This is a genomic window from Fastidiosipila sanguinis (assembly GCF_002998295.1).
In the GTDB taxonomy this organism is placed as follows: domain Bacteria; phylum Bacillota; class Clostridia; order Saccharofermentanales; family Fastidiosipilaceae; genus Fastidiosipila; species Fastidiosipila sanguinis.
Genome location: NZ_CP027226.1, coordinates 164,768 through 189,502 on the forward strand (window position 1 = coordinate 164,768; position 24,735 = coordinate 189,502).

Here is a 24,735-nt window from a genome sequence, read left to right on the forward strand (position 1 = left end):
ATAAAAAAACAAACAAAATATAAAACAATAAAAACAAAAGGAGACTAGACTTTAAAATGAGTTATATAGAAATGAAAAATTCTTACAAAATATATAACGAAGGCAAACATAATGAAATTGTTGCTAATCGTGATGTAAGTTTTGAAATCGAAAAAGGTGAACTAGCTATAATTCTTGGAAACTCAGGAGCCGGTAAATCAACAATTTTAAATCTCCTCGGTGGTATGGATGCTAATACTAAGGGTAGTATAATAATCGACGGTAAAGAAATTTCTAATTATAGCAAGAAGGAACTAACAGATTACAGAAGAAGTGATGTGGGATTCGTATTCCAATTTTATAACCTAGTGCAAAACCTTACTAGTAAGGAAAATGTTGAGCTTGCATCAGATATTGTAAATGATTCCTTGGACCCGGAAGAAGTTCTGAAAAGTGTTGGTCTTGAAAAAAGAATAAATAACTTCCCAGCAGAACTCTCAGGTGGAGAGCAACAGAGGGTAGCTATTGCTCGTGCCATTGCTAAGAATCCCAAAATTTTATTGTGCGATGAACCAACTGGTGCTCTTGACTATGAAACGGGCAAGCAAGTCCTCAAGATTTTACAAAACATGAGTCGTGAAAATAATGCAACTGTAGTTATTGTTACCCATAACTCAGCTATTGCACCGATTGCTGATAGGGTAATTAGAGTCCGTAATGCATCAGTTGAAAGTATTGAAATAAATCCCAAGCCAGCAAATGTCATGGATATAGAATGGTAAGCCTAGTATGAAAAATAAGAATTCGCTTAAAAAAAGTATAAAAAGAAGTTTTAAGTCATCTACTGCTAGGTTTTTATCAATTTTCTTGCTAATGATGATAGGTTCTTTTGCCTTGCTTGGATTAAAAGTCACTGGACCTAATATGAGAAAAACTGGGGAGAAATATTTTGACCAAGCAAACCTTACAGATGTGACTGTCATTGCCTCCATGGGAATTGATAGTAATGACAAGCTACAAATGGATAAAGCAAGTGGGATAAGGCAGAAAGAATATGGCTATTTAAAAGACGTATCTATTAATGAAACTGACACGGCAATAAGGGTACTATCTCAACCTAAAGAAATTTCCAAATATAATATTAAAGAAGGGAGTGACTTGAAAAATGAAACAGACATTCTCCTTTCAGTAAATCTCAAAGATAAATACAAGCTTGGCGAGCACATTACATTTATTGAAAAACCTGGTATAGATGATAATTATGTGTTAAAAAATCACACTTATAGAGTAGCAGGCTTTGTTGATTCGGCAGAATATATTTCCTACGTGAACATGGGACCTTCCCAGGCTGGAGATGGTAATCTCAGAGGTTTCGCTTATGTAATGGATGAAAATTTTGACTCGGATTATTTCATGATAGCAAGACTGCGTTATGATGATACAGCTAATCTTGATCCATACTCTGATGAATATAGGGAAAAAATTGAGAGCCATATAGATGAACTTAATAGGCTATTAAATGGCCAAGGGGATAATAGACTCGCAAGTATAAAATCCAATATTCAAGCTGAAATTGATGAAGGTCAAGCAAAAATAGATGATGCCAAAAATCAAATTACAGAAAATAAAAAGAAGCTCGATGATGCAAAAATAAAAATAGTAGACGGTAAAGAGCAGCTCGGAGATGCTGACAACAAACTAAAAAATGCTAGGGTATCTCTAGATTCAGGTAAAAGTACTTTAGACCAGAAATGGAATGAGCTTCAAGCAGCAGAAACAAAATTAGATGATGGAAAATCTGCTTTAGTAGATGCGAAAGATCAGTTAAATAATGCTTATGCACAAATTGAGCAGGGTGAAAATGACTTAGCCAGTGCAAAGCAAACTTTAACTAATAAAGAAAATGAACTAACTAATGGTAAACAACAATTTGCTGCTGCAAAAGCTCAATATGAGCAGAAAAAAGCGGAGGCTGATGCTAATAATGAAAAGCTAAAGGCAGCTGAAACTGAATTCAAGCAAAAAACTGCTAAAGTAAATGAATTATTAAATGGAATTTCAGAGGTAGAAAGTAATATAGAGATCTTGCAAACTGAGATTGAACAGATTAATGCTGCGCTTTCGAATCCGGAAATTGGCGAGACCGATAAAGAAAACCTTACAAAAGAATTATTGGCAAAGCAAGAAAACTTAGAAGCTTTAAAGCAAAAACTAAGTGAATTAAATTTAATAAAAGCATTAGTATTACCACCAGAAACAGAAGCAAAATTAAAAGCTAGCAAGAAAGAACTAGAAAACAAACGTGCTGAGCTTAATACAGCTTATGAAAAATTAGCTGCAGCAAAAACAGAACTTGAGGAAAAACAAGCAGATATTGTAACAGCTGAGGAAAAACTTGATGCAGGTAGAGCTACTATAAGTCAAAAAGAAGCTGAACTAAAACAAGCGCAAACTGACTATCAAGAGGGAAAAGCTAGCTATGAATCAAATCTGAATCTTTATAATCAAAAATTAAATATCTACAATCAAGGTATTAGCGATTGGAATAGTGGTTCTGAAGAACTAATAGAAAAAGAAACAGAATATCAAAGAAATCTTGATAAATACAATGAAAATGTAATAAAGCTCGAAGTAAAAGAGCAAGAATACAAAGATGGTTTAAAAGAATTTGATAAGAAATCAAAAGAAGCAGATGAGAAAATCAAAGATGGTGAAGCAAAAATAAAAGATGCTAAGGAGTTAATAGTTTCACTGGAAAAACCAGTTTACAATGTTTATACCAGACGTGAAGCACTGGGTTCCTCAGGTTATAGCATCTACACAACGATTGCAGGTATAGTTGATAAGTTATCTAAGATCTTCCCAGTCTTTTTATATTTTGTAGCAGCCTTAGTAACACTTACTACAATGACAAGATTTGTAGACGAAGAGAGAATAAATTCTGGTACTTTAAAAGCTCTTGGTTATCAAGACAAAGACGTAATTAAGAAATTTACTATATATGGTTTCATAGCTGGAATTCTAGGAACTATTTTCGGAGTTACCCTTGGACACACGCTTTTCCCATTAATAGTGTATAACGCCTACGGAAAATACTTTAGTATTCCTAAGATAAATCTAGATTTCTATCTGAACCTTACAGTGATTTCACTAATACTTTCATTAATAAGTTCAGTGCTGCCAGCCTACATAGTTGCAAAGAAACAGCTAGATGATAAGCCAAATGATCTGCTTTTGCCAAAGCCACCAGCAAAGGGATCAAATATACTCTTGGAAAGAATCACTCCCATCTGGAATAGAATGGGTTTCATCCAAAAAGTAACTGCAAGAAATATATTTAGATATAAGAAAAGAATGTTTATGACCATTTTTGGGGTAGCAGGTGCAGCGACTTTGTTATTTGCAGGATTCAGTGTTCAAAGATCTATTGCTAGAATTGAAACAACCCAGTTTGGAGAAATTATTAATTATGATTTAATCGTAGCTTACAACAATATACAAAGCGATAATGATAAAGAAAAAATTAAAGATTTACTAGAAAGCGAACAGGTAAATAAGTACACAGGTATACAATACGAAAAGGTCACAAAGATTGCAGGGGATTTCAATGACAAGCAAGAAATCAAACTACTTGTAAGCGACGATTCAGATAGAGTAAATGAGTTTATAGACCTTAGAGAGAGAAAGTCTGGGAAACAAATAAATCTTTCTAATGACGGAGCTATAATTAGTGAGAGGCTTGCAGATATCACTGGAATAAAAATTGGAGACGAGCTTACTGTCCAAGATGAACATAAAAATGATATAAAAGTAAGAATTACAGAAATTGCAGAAATGTATGCAGGGCATTTCATGTTTATGTCGGATGAATATTACGAAAAAGCATTTGGCGAAAAATATGAAGAAAATGCTGAGATAGTTTCGTTAACTGATGATAGCCTTGATAATGTAAATAATGTATCTGCTTTATTAATGGAGATTGATGGAGTAGAGGGTGTGGTTTCAAATACTTTGATTGAAAATCAAACGAATATAGTGGTTACAGCGTTAAATAAAATAATGTTACTAATTATTGTTGTAGCGAGCTTACTTGCCATAGTAATTCTTTACAACTTAACAAATATTAATGTACAAGAAAGAATTAGAGAGCTTTCAACAATTAAGGTTTTAGGTTTCCACGATAAGGAAGTAACCATGTATATATACAGAGAAACAATTTTCTTGACACTTATAGGAATTTTAAGCGGTTATGTTTTGGGAGATATTTTGTTCAGATATATATTAAGAGTAGTGCCGCCAGCAGAAATTATGTTTAACCCAACATTAACATGGATCTCTTTCGCAATTCCATTAGGCATAATAGGGATAGTTACTATCTTCCTAGGAAGATATGTTTTCCGTAAACTAAAACATGTTGATATGCTAGAAGCTCTAAAGTCAGTGGACTAGAAAGAGAAAGTAAGATGAGAAAGGTATAAATAGGGTTTAACAAAAAACATATCTTAGATCAGTCTAGCCAAAAAATTAACCCCAAATCTGGACACAAAAGTGAAAAGACTTGGGGTTTGCTTTTGCTTTAAATACAGGTTGGAATCTACCTACAACCTATTCATCCTGATCCTTAACGTAAACTTGATTTTTCATGATATCCTTGTGTTTCTCCAAGAATTCCTCATAACCCATGAGGTGCATCTTAACTTGACCAGATTTATCAATGTGGCAAATTTTGTTAGAAATTGTCTCAATGAATTGGTGGTCATTTGAAGTGAAGACGACAACACCTTTGAAATTAATCAAGCCATCGTTAAGCGCCTGGACGCTCTCCATATCCAAGTGGTTGACTGGATCATCAAGTAGCAGTACGTTAGGATCTTGTATCATCAAGCTAGATAGTACCAGTCTAACTTTCTCGCCACCAGAGAGAACTTTTACAGGTTTTTGTAATTCATCAGCTGCGAAGAGCATTCTGCCCAAGAAACCACGGACGAAAGCTTCATCTCTAGAATCTGTGTAGTCCCATAACCAGCTTAAGATTGTGTCATCGGTATCGAAAAGATGGTTATAGTCGGTTGGGAAGTACGCAACTTTTGTAGTTAGTCCCCAATTAAGTTCACCGGAGTCAGGAGCAGCTTGGCCTGCCATGACTTCCAAGAGTTTGGAACTAGCTTTCTTGTTATCGCTTAATAGGAAGACTTTGTCTTCTCTCTCTACTCTGAAGTATTGTTTATCGATGAGGATATCGCCAGTATTTTCGTCACTAACGGTTAAAGCATCCGCTACGAAGCAGTCGTTACCAATTTCTCGTTCTGGTTTGAATGCAATATATGGGTAACGTCTTGAAGAAGGTTTAATATCCTCAAGTTCAATCTTCTCTAGAGACTTCTTTCTACTGGTTGCTTGCTTAGATTTGGAAGCGTTAGCAGAGAAGCGAGCGATAAATTCTTCCAGTTCTTTGATTTTCTCTTCTTTCTTGCGGTTAGAATCTTTCATTTGTTTTTGTATAAGTTGAGAGGATTCGTACCAGAAATCATAGTTACCAGCGAAAAGATTAATTTCACCAAAGTCTATATCGGCAATATGAGTACAAACTTGGTTGAGGAAGTGCCTATCATGTGAAACGACTATAACTGTGTTTTCAAATTCTATTAAAAATTCTACTAGCCAATTAATTGCCTCAACGTCCAAGTGGTTTGTAGGCTCGTCAAGAAGCAGGACGTCAGGATTATCAAAAATAGCTTGAGCTAGCAAGACTTTAACACGTTCAGCATTCTCTAGTTCATTCATGCGTTTGTAGGCAATACTTGGATCTAAACCTAAACCATCTAGCAGTATGGAGATTTGAGATTCACTTTCCCAACCACCTAATTCTGCGTAGCGATTTTCTAGCTCTGCCGCTCTGAGACCGTCTTCTTCGGAGAAGTCAGTCTTCATGTAGAGTTTATTTTTCTCGTCAAAAACTTCATAAAGCTCTTGGTTACCCATCAAGACAACATCTTGCACCAATTCATCATCATAAGCAAAGTGGTCTTGTTTCAAGAAAGACAACCTTTCTCCAGGGTTCATTTTAACCACACCTGAAGTGGATTCAGTTTCACCTGATAAGATTTTTAGAAATGTTGATTTACCAGCACCATTAGCTCCGATTAAACCGTAGCAATTTTGGTCGGTAAATTTAAGATTTACATCTTTGAACAAAGTTTTGCTCGGCAAAATTAAACTTAAATCGATAACTTCTATCATATTTTCTCCTAATAATTTATGCGTTATTTAAATTTGAGTATTTTAAAAATAATACGTTCAATATATTTAGTTTATTAAAAAGATTAGCTTAATTATATAGACGAAGCTCAGCTTTGTCATTTGGGAAAATATCGAAAAAATCTGATTTATAGAGCAGGTTTTAGAAGCTTTTATCATCAACAAAGAAAAATATATCTAGATAATAAGAAAAATTAGATGATCCAAAGCTAATTCTGGAACAAAGGCTGAGGAAAATCCATTATAATACATAGAGCATTTAAAAAATAAAGTAGAAAGAACAAAAACAGATGACAAAGATATTCATACCAGAAGGCTACCAACCAATATTGACAATTCCAGAAACCCAAGCATGTATAGAAATGTTGAAGGACATTTTTTCGAGGAATTTACGTCAAATGTTGAACCTAAAGAGAGTTTCAGCGCCGTTGTTTTTGCGTAGTGAAATTGCTCTCAATGATGATCTTGGTGGATCAAGTAAGGCTGTAGAGTTCAAAATTCCGGCAATTCCTGATACAACTGCAGAAATTGTGCAATCATTGGCTAAGTGGAAACGTTTCGCCCTGCACCAATATGGATCAGAACCTGGAGAAGGTTTAGTTACTGATATGAATGCTATTCGTAAAGACGAGGAGTTAGATAATTTGCATTCTGTTTATGTCGACCAGTGGGACTGGGAAAGAGTAATATCAGCTGATGAAAGAAACCTTGAATTTCTCAAAGAAATTGTTGAAAAAATCCATCTTGCTATCGTTGCAACCTCAGAAATTTTGCGCGCCAAATTCCCAGATCTCCCTGATTATAAAGGTCAGACCGTTTATTTCATTGATGCGCAAGATCTAGAAGACCTTTACCCAGAAGAAGATGCGAAGACAAGAGAATATTTAATTAGCAAAGAGCATGGAGTGGTTTTCTTGATTGGTATAGGCAAGGAGTTAAGATCAGGCAAGCCTCACGACTCAAGAGCTAGCGACTATGATGACTGGGACCTTAATGGAGACCTGCTTTTCTATGATGAGAAATTTGATAGAGTAATAGAGATTTCATCTATGGGCATTCGTGTAGATAGTGATAGTTTATTGAAACAGCTAACTTTGCGTGATGAGTTAGATAAAGTAGATAGGCCATATCATAAGGCGATTTTAGAAGGTGAACTACCATTGACTATTGGCGGAGGTATAGGACAATCTAGGTTATCTATGCTTTTGCTGGGAAAAGCACACATCGGTGAAGTTCAGAGTTCGATTTGGGATCAGGAGACTTTGGATTACTGTAAAGCTAGAGGTGTAGAATTGCTCTAAGGTAAAAAACTTGCAAAATATATTGCAAAATATATATAGAACTAAATAGAAAAACTTAAAACAAGCATTTGCTTGAAAAAAGAGGTATTAAAAATGATTAAAATTGATTCAAACAGACATTACGTACATAGACCAGCAAATAAAATGGTGAGTATCTTCAGATATTCAGGAGCACCTGACCTAGCACGTTTTGAAGAGGCAATTGGACTGGGAATGTCTAAACATGAATTACTATGTACCGAATTGTACAGAGAAGGTAACGAGGCAGCGTATTACAAGAAACGTGAAGATAGTCAGCCTGTGGTAAAAATTAACATAGAAACATATGAGAGTGTTGATCCTGAGGAAGATGATGTCGAAACAATGTTAGACATAGCCATAGATTGGGCTCTTGAAGAGAATCCAAAAGTCTACAATATAGATGAAGGCGAATGGATGCACCATGGAATTTTCAGTGATGGCAATGAGACTGTCTGGGCGATTTCTTCTCATTATCTAGCAGGAGATGCACAGTCGATCCAATTCTTAGTAAGAGACTGCATAGAGATTTATGAAGATTTAATTGCAGCTCCTAAGGATGAAGCAATACAAGTTGAAAAAATAACACCTTATCGTCCAGAGAGTTTTGATTTTGCTGCAGGCTTCAAGAAAATGAGCTTCTTCCAGAAAAGACATGTCAATTCCTTGAATAGTAAATGGAAAAAATCTACTAAGATTTTCGACAAAGTTGACTTCGAAGATATGAATAGTAATTTCCATAATGTATATAAACTAAAGAGCTTAGCAAAAAGATTAGATAGAGAAACTACTAGTAAACTTTTGGCAAAGGTTAAAGAAAATGACCTTAGTCTTAGTACAATTATCCCTGCTAGTTTCGTGGTTTCTAGTCAAGAGAGAGAAACCATGGCACACACTTTATCTACAAGAGAGGGAGATTATGAGGGTGTAGGAGTTTATGGAGGAAGCGTCACTTTGCCACAGATTTCTATCTTAAGTTCAGCGACCGATTTATTGGAAACAGCTAAGTCAATTAACAAAGAATTAGAGCCAGCATTAAAAGATGAACAACGTATTCAACGTTCAAACATTATAGTCGCAAATCTAGATGGTAATTTACTAGATTCAGCTTACTACTCTGCTTTTGCCGATTGGAAGAATGTGGCCTCAGATCTAATGCAAAAAACTTTTAGCCTTAAGAGTTCAGGAGAAGGTATGCAAATTAATAACATTGGAGAATTACCTCAAGTCAAGAACAACTCCTTTGGAGAACTGAAAGAGGCATATTATATTCCAAGCATTTTACCTAACTTTAGGCGAGCACTAGCTTTTAACTTTGTCGATGGTGAAATGTTTATAACAAACACCTTTTACCAAGACGAAAAAGTTGAGCTTTTAATATTCAATAGAGCAGTAGAAGCCCTGGAAGAATTTGCCAATTCTTAACTATTTTTGCTAACTAAAGCAGGCAAGAAAAGTAAAAAAAATGACACTTTCTATGATAGAATAAACGAGTATTTGGTTAGTTAAAAAGTTCTAGGAGGGATTTTTGTGGATAAGATTAGTCGAGCGCTTTCAAAGACAGTTCTTTTTTCGGACCTGAACAAAGATCAGCTAGTCGATTATAGTTCACGCATGAACAAGAGAACTTTGTGGAAAGGCGAAATCCTCGTCAATGAAGGAGATCGTGTAGATGGTCTTTATGTTGTCTCTGATGGAACACTAGCTATTCAAAAGTATTCAATAGATGGTGAATATGTTACCCTAAATCTACTAGAACCTGGCGATGTATTAGGACATGAGTTTTTTTATGGAAGTAGGAATCGCTACACGTATTCTGTAGAAGCTGTTACAAATGTTGAGGTTATTTATCTTCCAAAGGATGTCGTAATTAGATTTGTAGAGGCTGATGATCAGATCAAAAAGAATTTTGTAAAATCAATATCAGATAGCCTAAACGAACAATACACAAGGATTGATATACTTTCACAAAGAAATTTACGCTTAAAAATTACAAACTATCTATTACATCTGCATGTGAAATCAGAAGAGTCAACAGACTATTTGTATGGAGATATCCAACATAGGTCAACAGAGGCTACACCTTATGTTGAATTACCTGTTTCTAAAGAAGTTACAGCCAAGTTGTTAGCTATGCCAAGACCTTCATTCTCTCGTGAATTAGTAAGAATGGAAAAAGAAGGATTAATTCGTGTTAATGGCAAAATTGTTTGGTTGTTAGACTTACAAGCTCTTGTAATGATGGGTGAAGATGAATATGAAGAGGATTGATTATGTGTTTTAACTAATCAGTCATTAAGCCTTTAAGTAAAAAATATAAGTTAAAAAATAGTAAAAACTAGAATCAGAAAACAAAAGATAAAAATAACTTAAAAATGGAGAGCAATGAGTACATTAAATAATTTTTGGAATGCATTATTAAATGAACTACAAAATGGTTTGTTTTACTTTAATGGACCTTTGGATCTCATTGTCGCTATTTTTGATATTGCCGTAACAACTTTTCTAATATATTTTGTTTTGAAATTGATCAGTGAAACTCAGGCCTGGCAGCTTTTAAAAGGTATAGTTGCTGTAGTTATTTTTGTTATTATTGGTGGTTTTTTAGGGCTTAAGACAATTAATTATGTTTTGATTAATTTTGCCTCGGTTTTCGCAATAGCTTTGATTATTATTTTCCAACCAGAGATGAGGCGAGCCCTCGAAACGGTTGGACGTAAGTCCAGTAATATTTTCTCAGCAAGTGGAGATAGGGTCAGTTCAGAGAGTGACGTGCGTCAAGTAGTTGAATCCATCGTTGTAGCGTGTGCAGAGATGGCCAAAACCAAGACAGGTGCCCTGATAATAATTGAACGTGAGACTAAACTAGGTGACTTAATAGAGTCCGGTGCAGTAGTTATTGATGCTGATCTAACTAGTACAATGCTGAGACAAATTTTCTATGTCAATTCTCCAATGCATGATGGTGCCGTAATTATTCGAGGAGGCAGGATCTATGCTACTAGAGTACACGTTCCGCTAAGTGAAAGTTACCACCTTAAGAGAGAATTAGGTACACGTCATAGAGCAGCTATTGGAGCTAGTGAAATTGGTGATGCAATTTCAGTCGTAGTTTCAGAGGAGAGAGGAACTATCTCAATTAGTATTCATGGACGTTTATATACATTAGATGATGCTGATTCCTTACGTGCGATTTTAATTAGATTACTAAGTACTAATAATCAAGATTCAAGTAACTTGCCAAATCAATTACGTAAAATTCTTAGAATTGATAAGACAGAAAAATCTGCAAAAGCTCAATTAGATACCGAAAAAGGTGACGACACCTTTGATGATATTGAAGAGCTCAAGATGATTGAAGAGCACGGATCTAAGCACATAAGTGGACTAGAAGTTACTGATAAACCTCATAGACGTAAGTTAGGTATTTTCTCTATTTCTTTAGCAACAGCTTTAGCCTTATGGTTATTCGTCAGAATTACGACAAACCCTGTTGTCCAAAAAACATTTACGGTTCCTATACAAACAGTAGGAATAGAGAATTTATATGAAAGACAACTAGATTTCTACATGGGTGAAAATAGCGTGCGTGTTTCGATCAAGGGTAGACAAGAGATGTTAAATTCACTGCAACCAAAACAGATAGATGCGAGCGTTAATTTCAATAGCATTAACCAAGCAGGTACATATAACTTGGAAACAAAAGTTGAAATTGAAGGTATCAGCAGTTATGCGTATACAGCTTTCAGAGAACCTACACATGTTTCAGTAATTATTAATCAAGTTGGTAAAACTGAGACAACTGAAGATGATAAAACCGGAGGTACAACCTTTAGCACCACAGCTACAGGTAGTAATGAGGGTAATTCAGAACAAGCACAAAATAATCAAAACGAGGATAACAATAAGTAGAAAATTATAATTAAGTATCCCCGAAAATAGGGGATATATTTTTGCTAGGAGGAAATCAATGCAAAAAGGCTTCGACAATGATAAATATGTTGACTTGCAAAGTAGATATATTTTGGAAAGAGTTGAGCAAAGTGAGAAGCTATATTTAGAGTTTGGTGGTAAATTATTTGGCGATTTGCATGCTATGCGTGTTTTGCCAGGTTTCGATCCGGATGCGAAAATTAAGATTCTGCAAGAGCTGAGAGAACAAGCTGAAATTATCATATGTATTTATGCAGGCGACATTGCTGAGAATAAAATACGTGAAGATTATGGCATAAGCTATGAAGATGAAGTTCTGAGAATGATTGATGAATTCAGATCTCGTCAATTGAGTGTAAATAGTGTTGTTGTTACTAGATATTCAGAAAATAAGGCTGTGCAAATTTTCAAGAGTCGTCTAGAACGTCGTAATATTAAAGTTTATTTACATGAAGCCACCCAAGGATATCCTCTAGATGTAGATACTATCGTTAGTGAATCAGGCTATGGTCAAAATGAATATATTCAAACAGATAAGAAACTTGTAGTTGTGACAGCACCAGGTCCTAACTCTGGAAAATTAGGGATTTGCTTGAGTCAGCTTTATCACGAGATTGCAAGAGGGAAAAAAGCTGGATACGCTAAATTCGAGACCTTCCCTGTATGGAATTTACCATTAAAACATCCAGTAAACGTAGCTTATGAAGCAGCTACAGCTGATTTATTAGATGTAAACATGATTGATCCATATCACCTGGAAGCCTATGGAGAGTATGCAATAAATTACAACCGTGACATTGAAGCATTTCCTCTAGTAAGAAGAATTTTGAATAAAATTTTTGACGGTGAGTCACCATATAAATCTCCAACAGATATGGGTGTCAATCAGGTAGGTAACTGTATAATTGATGATGAAGTTGTTAAGGATGCAGCAAATCAAGAGATTATTCGTAGGTACCTACATACTGCAAGTGCATATCGTAGAGGTACCACAGGTGAAGAGCCTTATCAAAGAACTAAACTTCTCATGGATGAAATGCAGCTGACTGAAGAGGATCGTTTAGTAGTTAAGCCAGCAAGAGACTATGCTAAGCTCCTCAAAGAAGAAAGACCAGATTTGTATCCAGAGGATAAAACACCACGAGTAACAGCCTTAGAATTACCTAATGGATTAATTGTTACAGGTAAAGGCTCCAAACAAATGAGCTCTATTTCGGCAGCGATTATTAATGCAATAAAAGTCATGACAGGGCTGGCTGATCCAATTCACTTATTGTCACCAGTTGTTTTGGAACCGGTGCATTACTTGAAAGAAGACATTCTAGGGCAGAGAGAAAATAGCTTAAGTGCACTGGAAATTCTCATTACTTTGAGTATTTCTGCAGCTACTAATCCAATGGCACGAGAAGCTTTGGATGCTCTAAGAAATTTAAGAGGCTGCCAAGCTCATTCCACAGTTTTGTTAAACAAGAATGATGAAGAAATTTGTAGTCAATTGGGTATAGAACATACTAGTGATCCAGTATTTGGTGCAAATACTTTATTCTATTAAGAATAATTAATTCTGTTAATAATAATTTGTTCTGTTGAGAATGCTTTGCTTTAATAAAAAATAATAATTAAACAATTTACTAGCCTTTGTTAGATTAGTGTTCTAAAATTAAGGGCAACAGTAAAATTAAGAGGAGTAGGAAATGAAAATTACATTGCCAGACGGTTCAATCCGTGAGTATGAACAAGAAGAGATACGTGCGATAGATTTGGCATACGATATAAGCCCAGGCTTGGGAAGAGAAGCTTGTGCAGTAACTATTAATGGTGTCGATAAGGACATTCGTACTGTTATTAATGAGGACAGTGAAGTTACTATCCATAAGTTTGACTCCAAACAAGGTAAGGAAGCTTTTTGGCATACAACTGCACACGTAATGGCTCAAGCTATTAAGAGAATTTATCCAGAGACTAAGATTTCTATTGGACCACCAATTGAGAATGGTTTCTACTATGACTTGGATAGAGAAGGTGGTTTCGGTGATACAGAGATAGAGAAGATCGAAGCTGAGATGAAAAATATCATCAAGGAAGGTTTCGAACTTGACTACTTCGAATTAAGCCGTGAAGAAGCTCTCAAATTAATGGAAGAGCGTGAAGAGCCATACAAGATAGAGCTCATTAATGATATTCCTGAAGGTGATACTATCAGTTTCTACAAACAAGGTGAGTTTGTTGACCTTTGTCATGGACCACACATCATGACAGTTAAACCAATCAAGGCTTTCAAATTAACTAGCGTTGCTGGTGCATACTGGCGTGGTAATGAGAATAATAAGATGCTTACTCGTATTTATGGTATTTCTTTCCCTAAGAAATCACGATTGGATGAGTATCTAGAGATGTTAGAAGAAGCTAAGCGTCGTGACCATAGAAAAATTGGTAAAGAACTTGGCTTATTCATGTTCCTGGAAGAAAGTCCAGGAATGCCATTCTACTTACCAAATGGTACAATTTTGAGAAATCAACTAATTGAATATATTCGTGGATTGTTAGTGAAAAATAATTATCATGAAATTATTACTCCAATATTCATGAATAGAGCATTGTGGGAGAGATCTGGTCACTGGGATAAATATCAAGACAAGATGTTTATCAGTGAGGCAGATGATGATATCTACGCAATTAAACCAATGAACTGCCCAGGTTGTGTACTAGTTTATAACTCACAACCACATTCATATAGAGATTTACCATTACGTATTTCTGAATTTGGTTTGGATCATAGGTTCGAGCAATCAGGAGAATTGCACGGTTTGATGAGAGTTAGAGAATTTACTCAAGATGATGCTCACATTTTCTTGACATTAGATCAGATCAAAGATGAGATCAAGAATCTTGTTGCTTTAGTTGATGAAGTTTATAGCAAATTTGGATTTACCTATCACATTGAGCTATCTACACGTCCGGAGAACTCTATTGGTTCTGAGGAAGAGTGGAATAGTGCAGAGGCTGCATTACAAGAAGCTTGTGATGAGCTCGAATTAAACTATGTAATTAATCCAGGAGATGGTGCTTTCTACGGTCCTAAACTAGACTTCCATTTAAGAGACTCCCTAAATCGTACCTGGCAATGTGGTACTGTTCAGCTAGATTTCCAATTGCCACAACGATTCGAAGTTGAATATGTAGGTAGTGATGGTGAGAAACATAGACCAGTTATGATTCACCGTGCAATCTTAGGGTCTTTCGAGAGATTCATCGGAACTATTACCGAGCACTTCGCAGGTAAGTTCCCAACCTGGCTAGCTCCACAACAAGTTAGAATTTTGCCAATTACAGATAGACATAATGAATATGGTAATAAGCTCAAGAGTGAACTTGAAGATTGTGGTGTAAGAGTACATCTAGACGATAGAAATGAGAAAGTCGGTTACAAGATCCGTGAAGCCCAAGCTGATAAGGTCCCATACATGTTAATTATTGGTGATCAAGAGCAAGAATCCGGAACAGTTTCACTAAGACTTCGTGACCATACTGCCAATGAGACCTTAGAATTTAATGACTTTAAAGATAAACTCGTAGAAGAAATCAAGAACAAAACTATGGATTCATCTTTCTTATAATTTTAGGAAAGTTTGAGTTTGCAGCACGAGAGTATGACTTATGACGAGCAATAACTATACTGAAACAGTTTTGAAACCTTTAGAAATCTGGTACGGACATCCTGTCCGTCCAGGTTTTTATGATAAAAATGGTGCCCATGCTGTGAATGCTAACTCTGTGAGTTTTACTATACACTCTGAATTAGCAACAGAAATTAATTTGCTCTTGTTTGAAAAAGGTGCAAGTGAGCCTTTTTCAGTTATACCTTATCCAAAACGCTACAAAGTTGGAGATGTCTACTCAATGACAGTCTTTGACTTAGATATCGAAAATTTAGAGTATTGCTTCAGTATTGATGGACCTTGGAATCCGGAAGAAGGATTGATTTTTGATCGTGAAAAAACAGTAGTCGATCAATATGCAAGGCGAATCGAGGTATATAGTCAAGAAGATAATAAATATCCGTATCGAGCAAAAGTCATGCTAGATGATTTCGATTGGGGGGATTCACTTTCGCCAGAAATCCCTAATAACGAGATGATTATTTATGAAATGCATGTGCGTGGCTTTACCAAGAATCCTAATTCTAACGTCCGTCATCCAGGAACTTTTTCGGGTTTGATTGAGAAAATTCCATATCTCAAATCTCTGGGTGTAAATGTGGTTGAGCTTATGCCAATTTTTCAGTTCGATACGCATGCTGAGAATAGAACCCATAATGGACAAGATTTGAAAGATTACTGGGGCTATAATCCTATGGCTTTCTTTGCTGTGAATCCAGCTTATGACTCTCGGGAATACGGCATTATTGAAGGTTATGAATTTAAATCTCTGGTCAAAGCTTTGCACGACAATGGTATGCAAGTTTTCCTTGATGTTGTCTTTAACCATACGACCGAAGGTAATGAGCAAGGGCCTTATATAAGTTTCAAGGGGATAGATAACCAAACGTATTACATGCTTACTCCAGAAGGGCATTATTATAACTTTTCTGGTTGTGGTAATACCTTGAACTGTAATAACCCTATAGTTAGACAAATGATTTTGGAATGTTTAAGGTACTGGGTAGTTAATTACAGAATTGATGGTTTTCGTTTTGATCTGGCTTCAATTTTGGGTAGAGATAAAGAGGGTACACCTTTGAGTAACCCACCATTGCTTGAATCTTTAGCTTATGATCCTATCCTCAAAAATGTTGAACTAATAGCAGAAGCGTGGGATGCAGGCGGATTGTACCAGGTAGGATCTTTCCCAGCCTACTCTAGATGGGGAGAATTGAATGGTCGCTACAGAGATACAATGAGACAATTTCTCAAGGGAGATAATGGCAAAGTTTGGGAAGCAGCTCAGTGCTTAACTGGATCAAGAGATCTTTATCCGGTAGAGAGCAGGGGTAAATATGCTTCTGTAAACTTTATTACCTGTCATGATGGATTTACGCTCAAAGATTTATATTCCTATAACGATAAACACAATGAAGATAATGGCTGGAACAACACTGACGGCGATAGTAATAATAATAGCTGGAACTGTGGTGTTGAAGGTGAGACAGATAACGAAGAAATTAATTTCTTGCGCAAGAAACTGATGCTTAATGCATGTGTTTGTTTACTGGGCTCAACTGGTATTCCAATGATAAATGCAGGTGATGAATTCGCAAGAACGCAATTTGGAAATAACAACCCTTATTGCCAGGATAATGAGATTTCTTGGATTGATTGGAGTTTATTGGAGAAAAACAAGGAAATTTTTAGCTTCTGGAAGAATATGATAGCTTTCCGAAAACAGCATCCTGTGTTGAGAGCAAATGCTGAAGCAGCAAGATGCGGTTTGCCTGAGACGAGTTTCCATGGTGAAAAACAATGGTACATGGACACAGATTATGATTCTCACTATTTAGGTATTATGTATGCTGGTCGTGCAGAAAATAATCGAAATGATGAAGTTATTTATCTTGCCATTAATACAGGTTGGGAGAATAAGACCATAGAACTCCCAAGCTTGCCTAATGGTGAATATTGGTATGAAGTTATAAATACGGATAACCCTCTCGGAGAAGAGTTTTCTCCTGATATTGAAGAGAGTAGTGTGCTCTATGACTATTTATCTGTAAAAGCTAGATCAGTGGTTGTTTTGATAGCATATCCTCTGGACTCACCAGAGGCCGCCGAAGAGGCAAAAGCTGAAATGGCAAGCAAATTCCATAAACGCCAAAAAGCTAAATCTAAACTCTATAATTATTATTTACAAGATAATATAGAGAGCGGAAAGCAAACAGCTTGGGGAGTGCCACCAGAGCAGATGCAAGAGATTTAGATTCTAGATTTATATAAATGATATAAAAAATAATAATTGAAAGAGATAAAAACAATGGGAAAAACGCTACATTTTTTGAATGATTACGAAAGCCTAGGTCATGAAAATGTCCTGCAAAAACTCCAAGAACGTTGGAGTGAATATTATCGTGGTTACGGATTCGATACAGTAAGTGAGAAGGTCAGAGAACAAATTAGAAAGTTCACCAACCGTCCTCAGGCAAGTACCTATTTTGTTGCAGGTGGTACTTTAACTAATTTACTAGCCTGCTCAGCGTTTCTCAGACCTTTTGAGTCAATAATTGCCACAGATACAGCACATATATCTAATATGGAAGCAGGTGCTATAGAAGCAACAGGGCATAGAATTATTAATGGTTCCAATGTAAATGGAAAACTCACTCCTGCTACTATAGAGAAAATTGTTAAAGAGAATCAAGCTGAGACCAAGACTGTACCACGTTTAGTTTTTCTCGCAAATTCTAGTGAAACTGGAACCGTTTATACAGAAGCTGAGATTGCAGCAATCTCTAAAGTATGTAAACAGTATGATTTATTTTTATTCATGGATGGAGCCAGATTAGGTTTCGCTATGGCAAGTGATAAGCAAGATTTAAGCCTAGAGAGCATTGCTAAGTATTGTGATGTGTTTTACATTGGTGGGACTAAGAATGGTGCCATTTATGGAGAAGCTTTAGTAATAACTGATCCGGAATTGGATAGGAACTTTATTCATGCACAAAAAAACAGAGGCGCTCTTTTGGCAAAAACTTATGCAGTCGCTATGCAGTTTGAGGCGTTGTTTGCAGATGAGAACTTAAATGAAGTCCAAGATTTCTCCGAGACCTTGTATATGAAAAATGCTATACATGCGAATAAAATGGGAAGACTACTTGCAGAGGCTTTTGTCGAGGCTGGCTATGAATTGGCATATCCAACAGAGAGTAATCAGGTCTTTGTTTACTTGCCATTGAGTTTGTGTGAAGAATTGTCCGATAAAGTAAGTTTCGAGATCTCCGAGAAGCTAGAAAATAAGGCTAGATGTAGATTTGTAACTACATATAGAAATACTGAAGCAGATATAGAAGAGCTGGCTAAGTTGATTTAGGTTTGCTTAAGGTTCGTTCGAGAATCACGTATAGAGGGAGTAGGATTTATTTATGAGTTTATTGTTGATGCTAGAAAAAATACTTAACATTGAAAATATGAAGCTAGTTCTTTTGATTGAAACAGCTTTGATTCTATTTGTGTTATTAATTTTGTTTTTGTTAAAAGGCAAGCTAGCTCATTTGGTGATAAATACTTTCTCTAAATTTATTAAAAATGAATATAGACCTGATCTTTATAAAATCAAGGCAGACATAGAACATCCTGTGTCCTGGATAATATTTTCAGTAATAGTTTTATTCCTTATTCCAGTAATACCTAATTTGCCTGCTAGTGTAGCTATATTTTTTAGCAATGTATTAAAATCTATAATGTTTATTGCGATAGCTCATACATTATTGGATGTTCTAGACCTAATTATTAATAGAGTAATTAAGAAAGATATTGAGAAACATGTTGATTCTTATAGAGGTGACAACAGAACAGCCTTGCAATATTTAGGCGTTATTATCAAGACTGTGATAATAATTTTCGTAGCTTTCTCAGTGGCTGAATTGTGGATGGATAATGTTCAAAGTCTGTTAGCAGGACTTGGTATAGGTGGTATAGCTTTGGCCTTGGCTGCCCAAGATACTGCGTCTAACTTAGTAGCAGGTTTGGCAATAATGTTGGATAAACCATTCGATGTAGGGGACTGGGTTGAGACTGATGCAGGGTCAGCTTTTGTCGCAGGTAGTGTAGAGCATATAGGCTTACGTTCATGTAGAGTTAGAGCTGATGATGGTACACTTTTGACTGTCCCAAATTCAGTAATGGGTGGCAACGTAATTGTTAATGGTACCAAGAGAAGCCAACGCTTGAGTAGTATGCAGATTCCAATAAGTATTAGTACTAGTGCAGATAAATTAGAGCAATTTAGAAATGAGCTGACAGAGATCTTAGAAAAAGACGAACATGTTGTAGGTGATATTAAACTTAATTTAGTAGACTTCGCCCCAGGCGCTTATATATACCATTTGAGATATACCACGAGTTCCGACTATACCCAGCATCTAATTGCTAAGAATAGTGTTAATACAAAGATCGTTAAATTATTGGCAGACTTAGATATTGGGATAAGTAATAACGTGGTGTACAAAATAAAGTAGCTTTATTTTTTATTCGGATGGTTTAGGCTGGCAGAGTGGAATAATTAAGATGGAGTGATAGTTACTAATGGTGGTTAAATTAGCGCTAGAAAACATCCTAAATACAGAAAATATTAAAGTGTTTTATCTGTTAGAGATAGTATTAATTTTAGTATTAATTTTTGTTTTGTGTTTAGCAAAAAATAGACTAGCTCGCTTGGCTGTAGATATTATTTTTAAAGTTTTCAAAAGTGAAAGTGATTATAAGTTAGAGGTTAAAGAAGCTAAAGCAAATCTAGAGCGTCCAGTTTCTTGGATGATTTTTTCAGGAGTAACTTTGCTACTTATCCCATTATCATCCGTCCTGTCTGCTAATATGTACATCTATAATTTTTTTATGAAGCTGTTTCAGACAATTTTTATTATAGCTAGAACTTATGTAGTAATTATTTTGCTGGATTTGTTTATTAGGATTATTAATGAGAAGAGAAAAAATAAAAACAGTTACCAAGATTATGTCGAGACGGCGGGGAAAACTCCTCTGTTTTACCTAGGAGTCATAATCAAAGCTGTCTTAATAATTCTGGCAGGACTAGAAGTGTTTAAGCTTTGGTCAGATAGTAAGGGAAATATATTAGCTGGGATAGTTATAAGTATAATTGTTGCAGTTTTAGTGCTACGAGATGCTGTAGCCAATTTAATAGCAGGGTTGACAATATTATTGCAGAAGCCTTTTGATATGGGTGATTGGATTGAGACCAATGCTAAATCAGGTTTTGTGGCAGGTCGTGTGGAAAATATAGGTTTATTATCCTCTAACGTTAGAAGTGATGACGGCACAATCAAGAAATTACCAAACTCAGAGATTGTTAATAACTTTAATGTAAGTAATGATAGAGAAGAACGCTCAAGTGTTATAAAAGTACCAATAAGTATTAATACCAGTTCAGATAAAATGGAAGAGTTTAAACTTGGAGTAACTGAAATTTTGGGAAGAGAAGAATATGTATTGAGGAATATTAAAATATCTTCCATGAATTTCAATGATCTTGCCTACATTTATGACATTAGATTCACGACCAATTTAGATTACGAAAAGCACATTCTACTTAAGAAAAATATAAATACAAAGATAGATAAATTATTGAAAGATTTAGAAATTGAAACAAGTAAAAACACTATGTACAAATTAAATTAAAGATATACATTACAATGTATTTGAATAAGTAAAAATAAAAAAGATAAAAATAATAAAAGGAGATACAAAATGAGTAATACAGATAATAAGACTACGATTTATCTAATCCGTCATGGAGTTACTGATTTTAATCAGGCAAGGAAATTTCAAGGAAGTAGTGATATACCTCTAAATGAAGCTGGAAGAGCGCAAGCGGCTAAACTAAGCAAAAGAATTCTAGAATCTGGAATTAAGGTAGATAAGGTTTATGTAAGTAAGTTGATTAGAACTAGACAAACTATTCAACCATTGCTAGATGAGCTGGGTATAGATGCTGAAGAAATCGATGGTATTGAAGAAATTAATGCAGGTGATATGGAAGGTGTAGAGTTTAATGCACTAGTAGAACAATATCCTGAAGTTATGAAAAAATATAATGAATCTCCATATGAAGTTGATATGCCAACAGGTGAATCAGGTGCGGAGGTATATAAGAGAGGATCTGAAGCATTTGAGAAAATTGTCAAGGAACACCCAGGAAAAACTGTTTTAGTTATAAGTCATGGATTCTTGATCCAATTATTGCTCGGTTATATCAAGGGAACACCTACTTCTGAGATTGGTTACAACGTCCACAGAAATACTGCTGTTACAAAAATTGAAATTGATAGCAATGGTAATAAAGAAGTTGTCTACGAAGGTGATGATTCTCACTTGGACTTAGAGAGTAGAACTGGTTTATAGAATAAAGTAATAGAACAGGTTTCAGCGTATAAAAATGGGTCTAGAAAATTTTCTAGACCCTTTGTTATATTTTTAGATTTTAGATTATAGATTTTTGATTTTATTACTCTGCTTTTGAACTTTCAGCATCAATAACTTTGTATACTTTCTTGATTTCAGCAACATAAGCGTAGTCAAAACCGTTTTCATATTCTTCTTTAGCATATTTTTTATACTTCTTGAAGAATGAATCCTTTTCTAAGTGACTACGATAAATTACTCTGCAAGTTAGTACGTATTCTGCTTCTTCAATTTTTGGTGTTTTATCTGGGATTAGAGTAAGACCAGTTTCTTGGAATTTATCTGAATCCTTACCGCTTAAGTGAGCTAATTTATCTAGAATTTCTCTTGAAGCATCACTCTTTGGTAGAAGGTTAATGCTGAATCTACCTTTTTTCTCTATATACCCACGTGTGTAAAAGTCTTTTCCTAGGTAAATAGTTGCTATATCTTTGTCACGCATTCTTCCGAAACTTATTTGATTAGTAACCATTGCATTGTGGTGTTTGTTATCACCAGATACAATCACAAAATTTTCTTCTTCAGGGCTTAGATAGGATAATATGTTGATATCTTTTAGCTCAATTTGCTTAAATTCTTTCATAGTCTTCTCTCCTTTTTTTAAATTAAAGTTAAAATAACCATCAATTTCATTGTACAACATTTTAAGCTTATAATTAGCTTTTTACATTGTTTTATTGCTGTTTAACCTAATTTTAATCTTCGCTTAACAATAGGGAGTAGCTTTGCTAGTTTTCAGGTTTTTGGCAGATGTCTTGTGCGAGGCGAGTTGTAAAATAAACTGAAATAATAAAGGCTCAAACAATCCTGTACAATGTTAATTGGAAAAACGAAACAAAGGAGGATCGTATGAGCCAATTACATTATATCAGGAAAAGAGAAGCAGGTCAGCATTTAACAATAGAAGATAGAAAGCATCTAGAGTATTTATATAATGAGAATTTGAAGCGACCTAAAAAAGATAAATTAAATCAAAAAGAGTTAGCAAAGATATTAGGCTGGAGTGAAGCAACTCTATCTAGAGAACTAAAACGCGGTAAAGTCAAACAAAAGAATTCTATGCTAGAAGAATACACAGCATATTCCTCTGTAGTAGCTCAGAAAACAGTAGAAAAAACTTGGAGTAATAAAGGACCATCTTTAAAGATTAGTAACGACCATATATTAGCCAAAATAATAGAAAACATGCTAATAGGAAAAGAGATGAATAGAATAAATAATCTTAAATTCTCTCCAGCAGCAATAACAATGTATTTTGACAGAGTTGGCTGGCCTACAGATAAAAGACTTTGTACTAGAACTATTTACAACTATGTAGAAAAAGAAGTCTTCCTAGAAGTAACAATGAAAGACCTTCCACGTAAAGGAAATAAACCTAGACAAAGAAAACGCTATATAGAAAAGCGCTTATCTCCACCAGATAAGAAGAGAATAAACCATAGACCAAAAGCTATAGAAGAGCGTACAGAGACGGGGCACTGGGAGATGGATTGTATAGAGTCTAGTAAGGGAGATAGGACTTGTTTATTGACACTTGTAGATCGATGTACAAGAGAATGCATTATTTTAAAGATAAATACGCAAAGACAAGAATCTGTAGTAAAGAAGCTTAATGCTATAGAAAGAAAACTAGGAGCAAGAGCATTTAGAGAAAAGTTTAAGAGTATAACGGTAGATAATGGAGCAGAGTTTCAAGACTGGAAAAGCATGGAAAAATCTATACATAGTGAGAAATATAGAACTAGTGTTTATTATGCGCATGCATACTCATCTTGGGAGCGAGGAAGCAATGAAAATCTAAATGGATTTATCCGATATTTTATTCCTAAAGGTACAAAACTAAAAGATATACCACAGAGAGAAATAAATAAATTAGAGGAATTTATTAATAGTTACCCAAGGAAAGTATTAGAAGGAAACAGTGCAAATAGTAAATATTTAGCCATAGCGTAAACAATTAACATTGTACAAAAAACAATTTCAGTTTATGTTGCACTTTACAAGATGTCTTGTGCGAAAAATAAATACTTGCATTTGATTTAGAATTAAAGTATTATACTAAAGCACTAAATTTTGGAGAGATGGTCGAGTTGGCTGAAGGCACCGGTCTTGAAAACCGGCAAGGGGCAACCCTTCGTGGGTTCGAATCCCACTCTCTCCGCCAAGATAGCCTGTAACCCTCGTGGTTGCAGGCTTTTTTATTCCAGTGAAACTAAATGAGGCTAACTATAAAGTATCTTGGAACAGGGTAAAAGAAATGTATAATAGAGATTAAAATATATATGTTGACCGAGATATCCGATTAAAAGGAAGTATTACCGAAATATTTAGTTTTTTAGGGAGCTTATTTATAATGCAAATAATGCCAGATGAGAAATACAGAGAAAAGGAAATGCAATTATATGAAAAATTATGCCCTTATTTTGTTTTCGAAGAAAGCACGGAAAGTATTATAATTCGCAAAGATGCTCCTGCAGAAATACATGAGTACTTCGCTGAGTATAAAAAAATTTTGGACGAGCAATTTAGATTATAATAAGGTGATCACTATGAATAATATAAATTGGGAAAAAGCTGAATGGGCAGAAAATATAAAAATTACGTTTAAAGATGGTAGTGAAATTATGTGCTCAGGATCAGGGTTAGAAACTGCTGACGAATTTGATGATCCTGACGAAAAATTTGATACATTTTTTGTAGATACAAAATCTGGAGGATTAGCACTCGATGTAAGTGAAATTAAGAGCATTGATTTTTGTAATTAGTATACAAACACATAAAGGTGCCTTAGAAGAGATAGTATAAATACTAGAAGACCGCTTAAAAAAGAAAAAGAGAACAGATTTTTATGAATGAAAATGAAATAAGAAAAATAATTAGCGATTGCTGTAATGATATTTGGTTTGTATATAACGGTAAGAAGTCAGGTATTACGAGTGAAGTGAAAAATTATATTCCAAAATTTCAAGCTTGGCATGGGGAAAGTATAAAGTACTATGATAATGTTAACGATGTTATGAATGATAAATTTTATTCAGGGAAATCATTAGTTGAGTTATTAGATTCACAAGAAGATATTGATCTTTTTATTTCATAAAACTTATTTATCTAACAATATG

19 protein-coding genes and 1 tRNA gene are annotated in these 24,735 nt (G+C 35.0%); 18 read left to right on the forward strand and 2 right to left on the reverse strand.

All coding sequences use genetic code 11. The features are described from left to right. Nucleotides 1-56 precede the first annotated feature (56 nt). Nucleotides 57-761 (forward strand): ABC transporter ATP-binding protein, encoded by a 705-nt coding sequence (locus C5Q98_RS00620; RefSeq protein ID WP_106011810.1) that lies wholly within the window; start codon nucleotides 57-59, stop codon nucleotides 759-761. Between the two features lie 7 nt (nucleotides 762-768). Next, nucleotides 769-4,428: an FtsX-like permease family protein gene (locus C5Q98_RS00625; protein ID WP_106011811.1), complete on the forward strand. Its 3,660-nt coding sequence runs from the start codon at nucleotides 769-771 to the stop codon at nucleotides 4,426-4,428. A 156-nt stretch (nucleotides 4,429-4,584) separates the two neighbouring features. On the opposite strand, the gene C5Q98_RS00630 is transcribed toward C5Q98_RS00625, so the two are convergent. Further along, nucleotides 4,585-6,219: an ABC-F family ATP-binding cassette domain-containing protein gene (locus C5Q98_RS00630; protein ID WP_106011812.1), complete on the reverse strand. Its 1,635-nt coding sequence runs from the start codon at nucleotides 6,217-6,219 to the stop codon at nucleotides 4,585-4,587. A 308-nt stretch (nucleotides 6,220-6,527) separates the two neighbouring features. Between C5Q98_RS00630 and asnA the strand changes: the two genes are divergently transcribed. The 11 genes from asnA (at nucleotide 6,528) to C5Q98_RS00685 (ending at nucleotide 21,556) form a co-directional block, all read left to right on the forward strand. Next, a complete protein-coding gene (asnA, locus tag C5Q98_RS00635; RefSeq protein WP_106011813.1) occupies nucleotides 6,528-7,538 on the forward strand; it encodes an aspartate--ammonia ligase in 1,011 nt (336 codons plus the stop codon). A 93-nt stretch (nucleotides 7,539-7,631) separates the two neighbouring features. Further along, entirely contained in the window at nucleotides 7,632-8,981 is a 1,350-nt protein-coding gene (locus C5Q98_RS00640; RefSeq protein WP_106011814.1) for a condensation domain-containing protein, read from the forward strand. A 105-nt stretch (nucleotides 8,982-9,086) separates the two neighbouring features. Next, on the forward strand, nucleotides 9,087-9,827 hold the full coding sequence (locus tag C5Q98_RS00645; RefSeq protein WP_106011815.1) for a Crp/Fnr family transcriptional regulator: 741 nt from the start codon (nucleotides 9,087-9,089) through the stop codon (nucleotides 9,825-9,827). A gap of 114 nt (nucleotides 9,828-9,941) precedes the next feature. After that, the gene (gene cdaA / locus C5Q98_RS00650) at nucleotides 9,942-11,468 is read left to right on the forward strand and encodes a diadenylate cyclase CdaA (RefSeq protein WP_106011816.1); all 1,527 of its coding nucleotides are present in this window, start codon (nucleotides 9,942-9,944) and stop codon (nucleotides 11,466-11,468) included. 58 nt (nucleotides 11,469-11,526) lie between these two features. Beyond that, complete coding sequence (locus tag C5Q98_RS00655) at nucleotides 11,527-13,041, forward strand: DUF1846 domain-containing protein (RefSeq protein WP_106011817.1); 1,515 nt, start codon at nucleotides 11,527-11,529, stop codon at nucleotides 13,039-13,041. A gap of 142 nt (nucleotides 13,042-13,183) precedes the next feature. After that, entirely contained in the window at nucleotides 13,184-15,106 is a 1,923-nt protein-coding gene (gene thrS, locus C5Q98_RS00660) for a threonine--tRNA ligase (RefSeq protein ID WP_106011818.1), read from the forward strand. 40 nt (nucleotides 15,107-15,146) lie between these two features. Further along, nucleotides 15,147-17,402, forward strand: coding sequence for a glycogen debranching protein (locus C5Q98_RS00665; protein WP_106011819.1), 2,256 nt, complete (start codon nucleotides 15,147-15,149; stop codon nucleotides 17,400-17,402). Nucleotides 17,403-17,456: 54 nt separating this feature from the next. Then, the gene (locus tag C5Q98_RS00670) at nucleotides 17,457-18,509 is read left to right on the forward strand and encodes a threonine aldolase family protein (protein ID WP_106011820.1); all 1,053 of its coding nucleotides are present in this window, start codon (nucleotides 17,457-17,459) and stop codon (nucleotides 18,507-18,509) included. 52 nt (nucleotides 18,510-18,561) lie between these two features. Next, on the forward strand, nucleotides 18,562-19,656 hold the full coding sequence (locus tag C5Q98_RS00675; protein WP_106011821.1) for a mechanosensitive ion channel family protein: 1,095 nt from the start codon (nucleotides 18,562-18,564) through the stop codon (nucleotides 19,654-19,656). Between the two features lie 67 nt (nucleotides 19,657-19,723). Further along, complete coding sequence (locus tag C5Q98_RS00680) at nucleotides 19,724-20,833, forward strand: mechanosensitive ion channel family protein (RefSeq protein ID WP_106011822.1); 1,110 nt, start codon at nucleotides 19,724-19,726, stop codon at nucleotides 20,831-20,833. A gap of 69 nt (nucleotides 20,834-20,902) precedes the next feature. After that, nucleotides 20,903-21,556: a histidine phosphatase family protein gene (locus C5Q98_RS00685; protein ID WP_106011823.1), complete on the forward strand. Its 654-nt coding sequence runs from the start codon at nucleotides 20,903-20,905 to the stop codon at nucleotides 21,554-21,556. 103 nt (nucleotides 21,557-21,659) lie between these two features. Here the strand turns inward: C5Q98_RS00685 and C5Q98_RS00690 are convergent, their stop codons facing one another. Continuing rightward, a complete protein-coding gene (locus C5Q98_RS00690) occupies nucleotides 21,660-22,199 on the reverse strand; it encodes a flavin reductase family protein (RefSeq protein WP_158695659.1) in 540 nt (179 codons plus the stop codon). Between the two features lie 266 nt (nucleotides 22,200-22,465). Here C5Q98_RS00690 and C5Q98_RS00695 point away from each other — a divergent pair, with 266 nt between their 5' ends. From C5Q98_RS00695 to C5Q98_RS00715, 5 genes are all read left to right on the forward strand, one after another. After that, nucleotides 22,466-23,569, forward strand: coding sequence for an IS30 family transposase (locus tag C5Q98_RS00695; RefSeq protein ID WP_106011825.1), 1,104 nt, complete (start codon nucleotides 22,466-22,468; stop codon nucleotides 23,567-23,569). 122 nt (nucleotides 23,570-23,691) lie between these two features. Next, nucleotides 23,692-23,780: transfer RNA gene (locus tag C5Q98_RS00700), tRNA-Ser, on the forward strand. Nucleotides 23,781-23,969: 189 nt separating this feature from the next. After that, nucleotides 23,970-24,152, forward strand: a complete 183-nt coding sequence (locus C5Q98_RS00705; RefSeq protein ID WP_106011826.1) for a hypothetical protein — start codon at nucleotides 23,970-23,972, stop codon at nucleotides 24,150-24,152. A gap of 13 nt (nucleotides 24,153-24,165) precedes the next feature. Further along, the gene (locus C5Q98_RS00710) at nucleotides 24,166-24,381 is read left to right on the forward strand and encodes a hypothetical protein (protein WP_106011827.1); all 216 of its coding nucleotides are present in this window, start codon (nucleotides 24,166-24,168) and stop codon (nucleotides 24,379-24,381) included. A gap of 83 nt (nucleotides 24,382-24,464) precedes the next feature. Further along, nucleotides 24,465-24,713: a hypothetical protein gene (locus tag C5Q98_RS00715; protein WP_106011828.1), complete on the forward strand. Its 249-nt coding sequence runs from the start codon at nucleotides 24,465-24,467 to the stop codon at nucleotides 24,711-24,713. Nucleotides 24,714-24,735: the final 22 nt, after the last annotated feature.

What these genes read in the sequence shown, in the direction of transcription:
- C5Q98_RS00685 (WP_106011823.1), top strand. Translation starts at nt 20,903, where the DNA reads ATGAGTAATACAGATAATAAGACTACGATTTATCTAATCCGTCATGGA.
- C5Q98_RS00675 (WP_106011821.1), top strand. Translation starts at nt 18,562, where the DNA reads ATGAGTTTATTGTTGATGCTAGAAAAAATACTTAACATTGAAAATATG.
- cdaA (WP_106011816.1), top strand. Translation starts at nt 9,942, where the DNA reads ATGAGTACATTAAATAATTTTTGGAATGCATTATTAAATGAACTACAA.
- C5Q98_RS00630 (WP_106011812.1), bottom strand. Translation starts at nt 6,219, where the DNA reads ATGATAGAAGTTATCGATTTAAGTTTAATTTTGCCGAGCAAAACTTTG.
- C5Q98_RS00625 (WP_106011811.1), top strand. Translation starts at nt 769, where the DNA reads ATGAAAAATAAGAATTCGCTTAAAAAAAGTATAAAAAGAAGTTTTAAG.
- C5Q98_RS00680 (WP_106011822.1), top strand. Translation starts at nt 19,724, where the DNA reads ATGGTGGTTAAATTAGCGCTAGAAAACATCCTAAATACAGAAAATATT.
- C5Q98_RS00670 (WP_106011820.1), top strand. Translation starts at nt 17,457, where the DNA reads ATGGGAAAAACGCTACATTTTTTGAATGATTACGAAAGCCTAGGTCAT.
- C5Q98_RS00705 (WP_106011826.1), top strand. Translation starts at nt 23,970, where the DNA reads ATGCAAATAATGCCAGATGAGAAATACAGAGAAAAGGAAATGCAATTA.
- C5Q98_RS00715 (WP_106011828.1), top strand. Translation starts at nt 24,465, where the DNA reads ATGAATGAAAATGAAATAAGAAAAATAATTAGCGATTGCTGTAATGAT.
- C5Q98_RS00690 (WP_158695659.1), bottom strand. Translation starts at nt 22,199, where the DNA reads ATGAAAGAATTTAAGCAAATTGAGCTAAAAGATATCAACATATTATCC.
- C5Q98_RS00620 (WP_106011810.1), top strand. Translation starts at nt 57, where the DNA reads ATGAGTTATATAGAAATGAAAAATTCTTACAAAATATATAACGAAGGC.
- C5Q98_RS00655 (WP_106011817.1), top strand. Translation starts at nt 11,527, where the DNA reads ATGCAAAAAGGCTTCGACAATGATAAATATGTTGACTTGCAAAGTAGA.
- C5Q98_RS00710 (WP_106011827.1), top strand. Translation starts at nt 24,166, where the DNA reads ATGAATAATATAAATTGGGAAAAAGCTGAATGGGCAGAAAATATAAAA.
- C5Q98_RS00640 (WP_106011814.1), top strand. Translation starts at nt 7,632, where the DNA reads ATGATTAAAATTGATTCAAACAGACATTACGTACATAGACCAGCAAAT.
- C5Q98_RS00665 (WP_106011819.1), top strand. Translation starts at nt 15,147, where the DNA reads ATGACGAGCAATAACTATACTGAAACAGTTTTGAAACCTTTAGAAATC.
- C5Q98_RS00695 (WP_106011825.1), top strand. Translation starts at nt 22,466, where the DNA reads ATGAGCCAATTACATTATATCAGGAAAAGAGAAGCAGGTCAGCATTTA.
- asnA (WP_106011813.1), top strand. Translation starts at nt 6,528, where the DNA reads ATGACAAAGATATTCATACCAGAAGGCTACCAACCAATATTGACAATT.
- thrS (WP_106011818.1), top strand. Translation starts at nt 13,184, where the DNA reads ATGAAAATTACATTGCCAGACGGTTCAATCCGTGAGTATGAACAAGAA.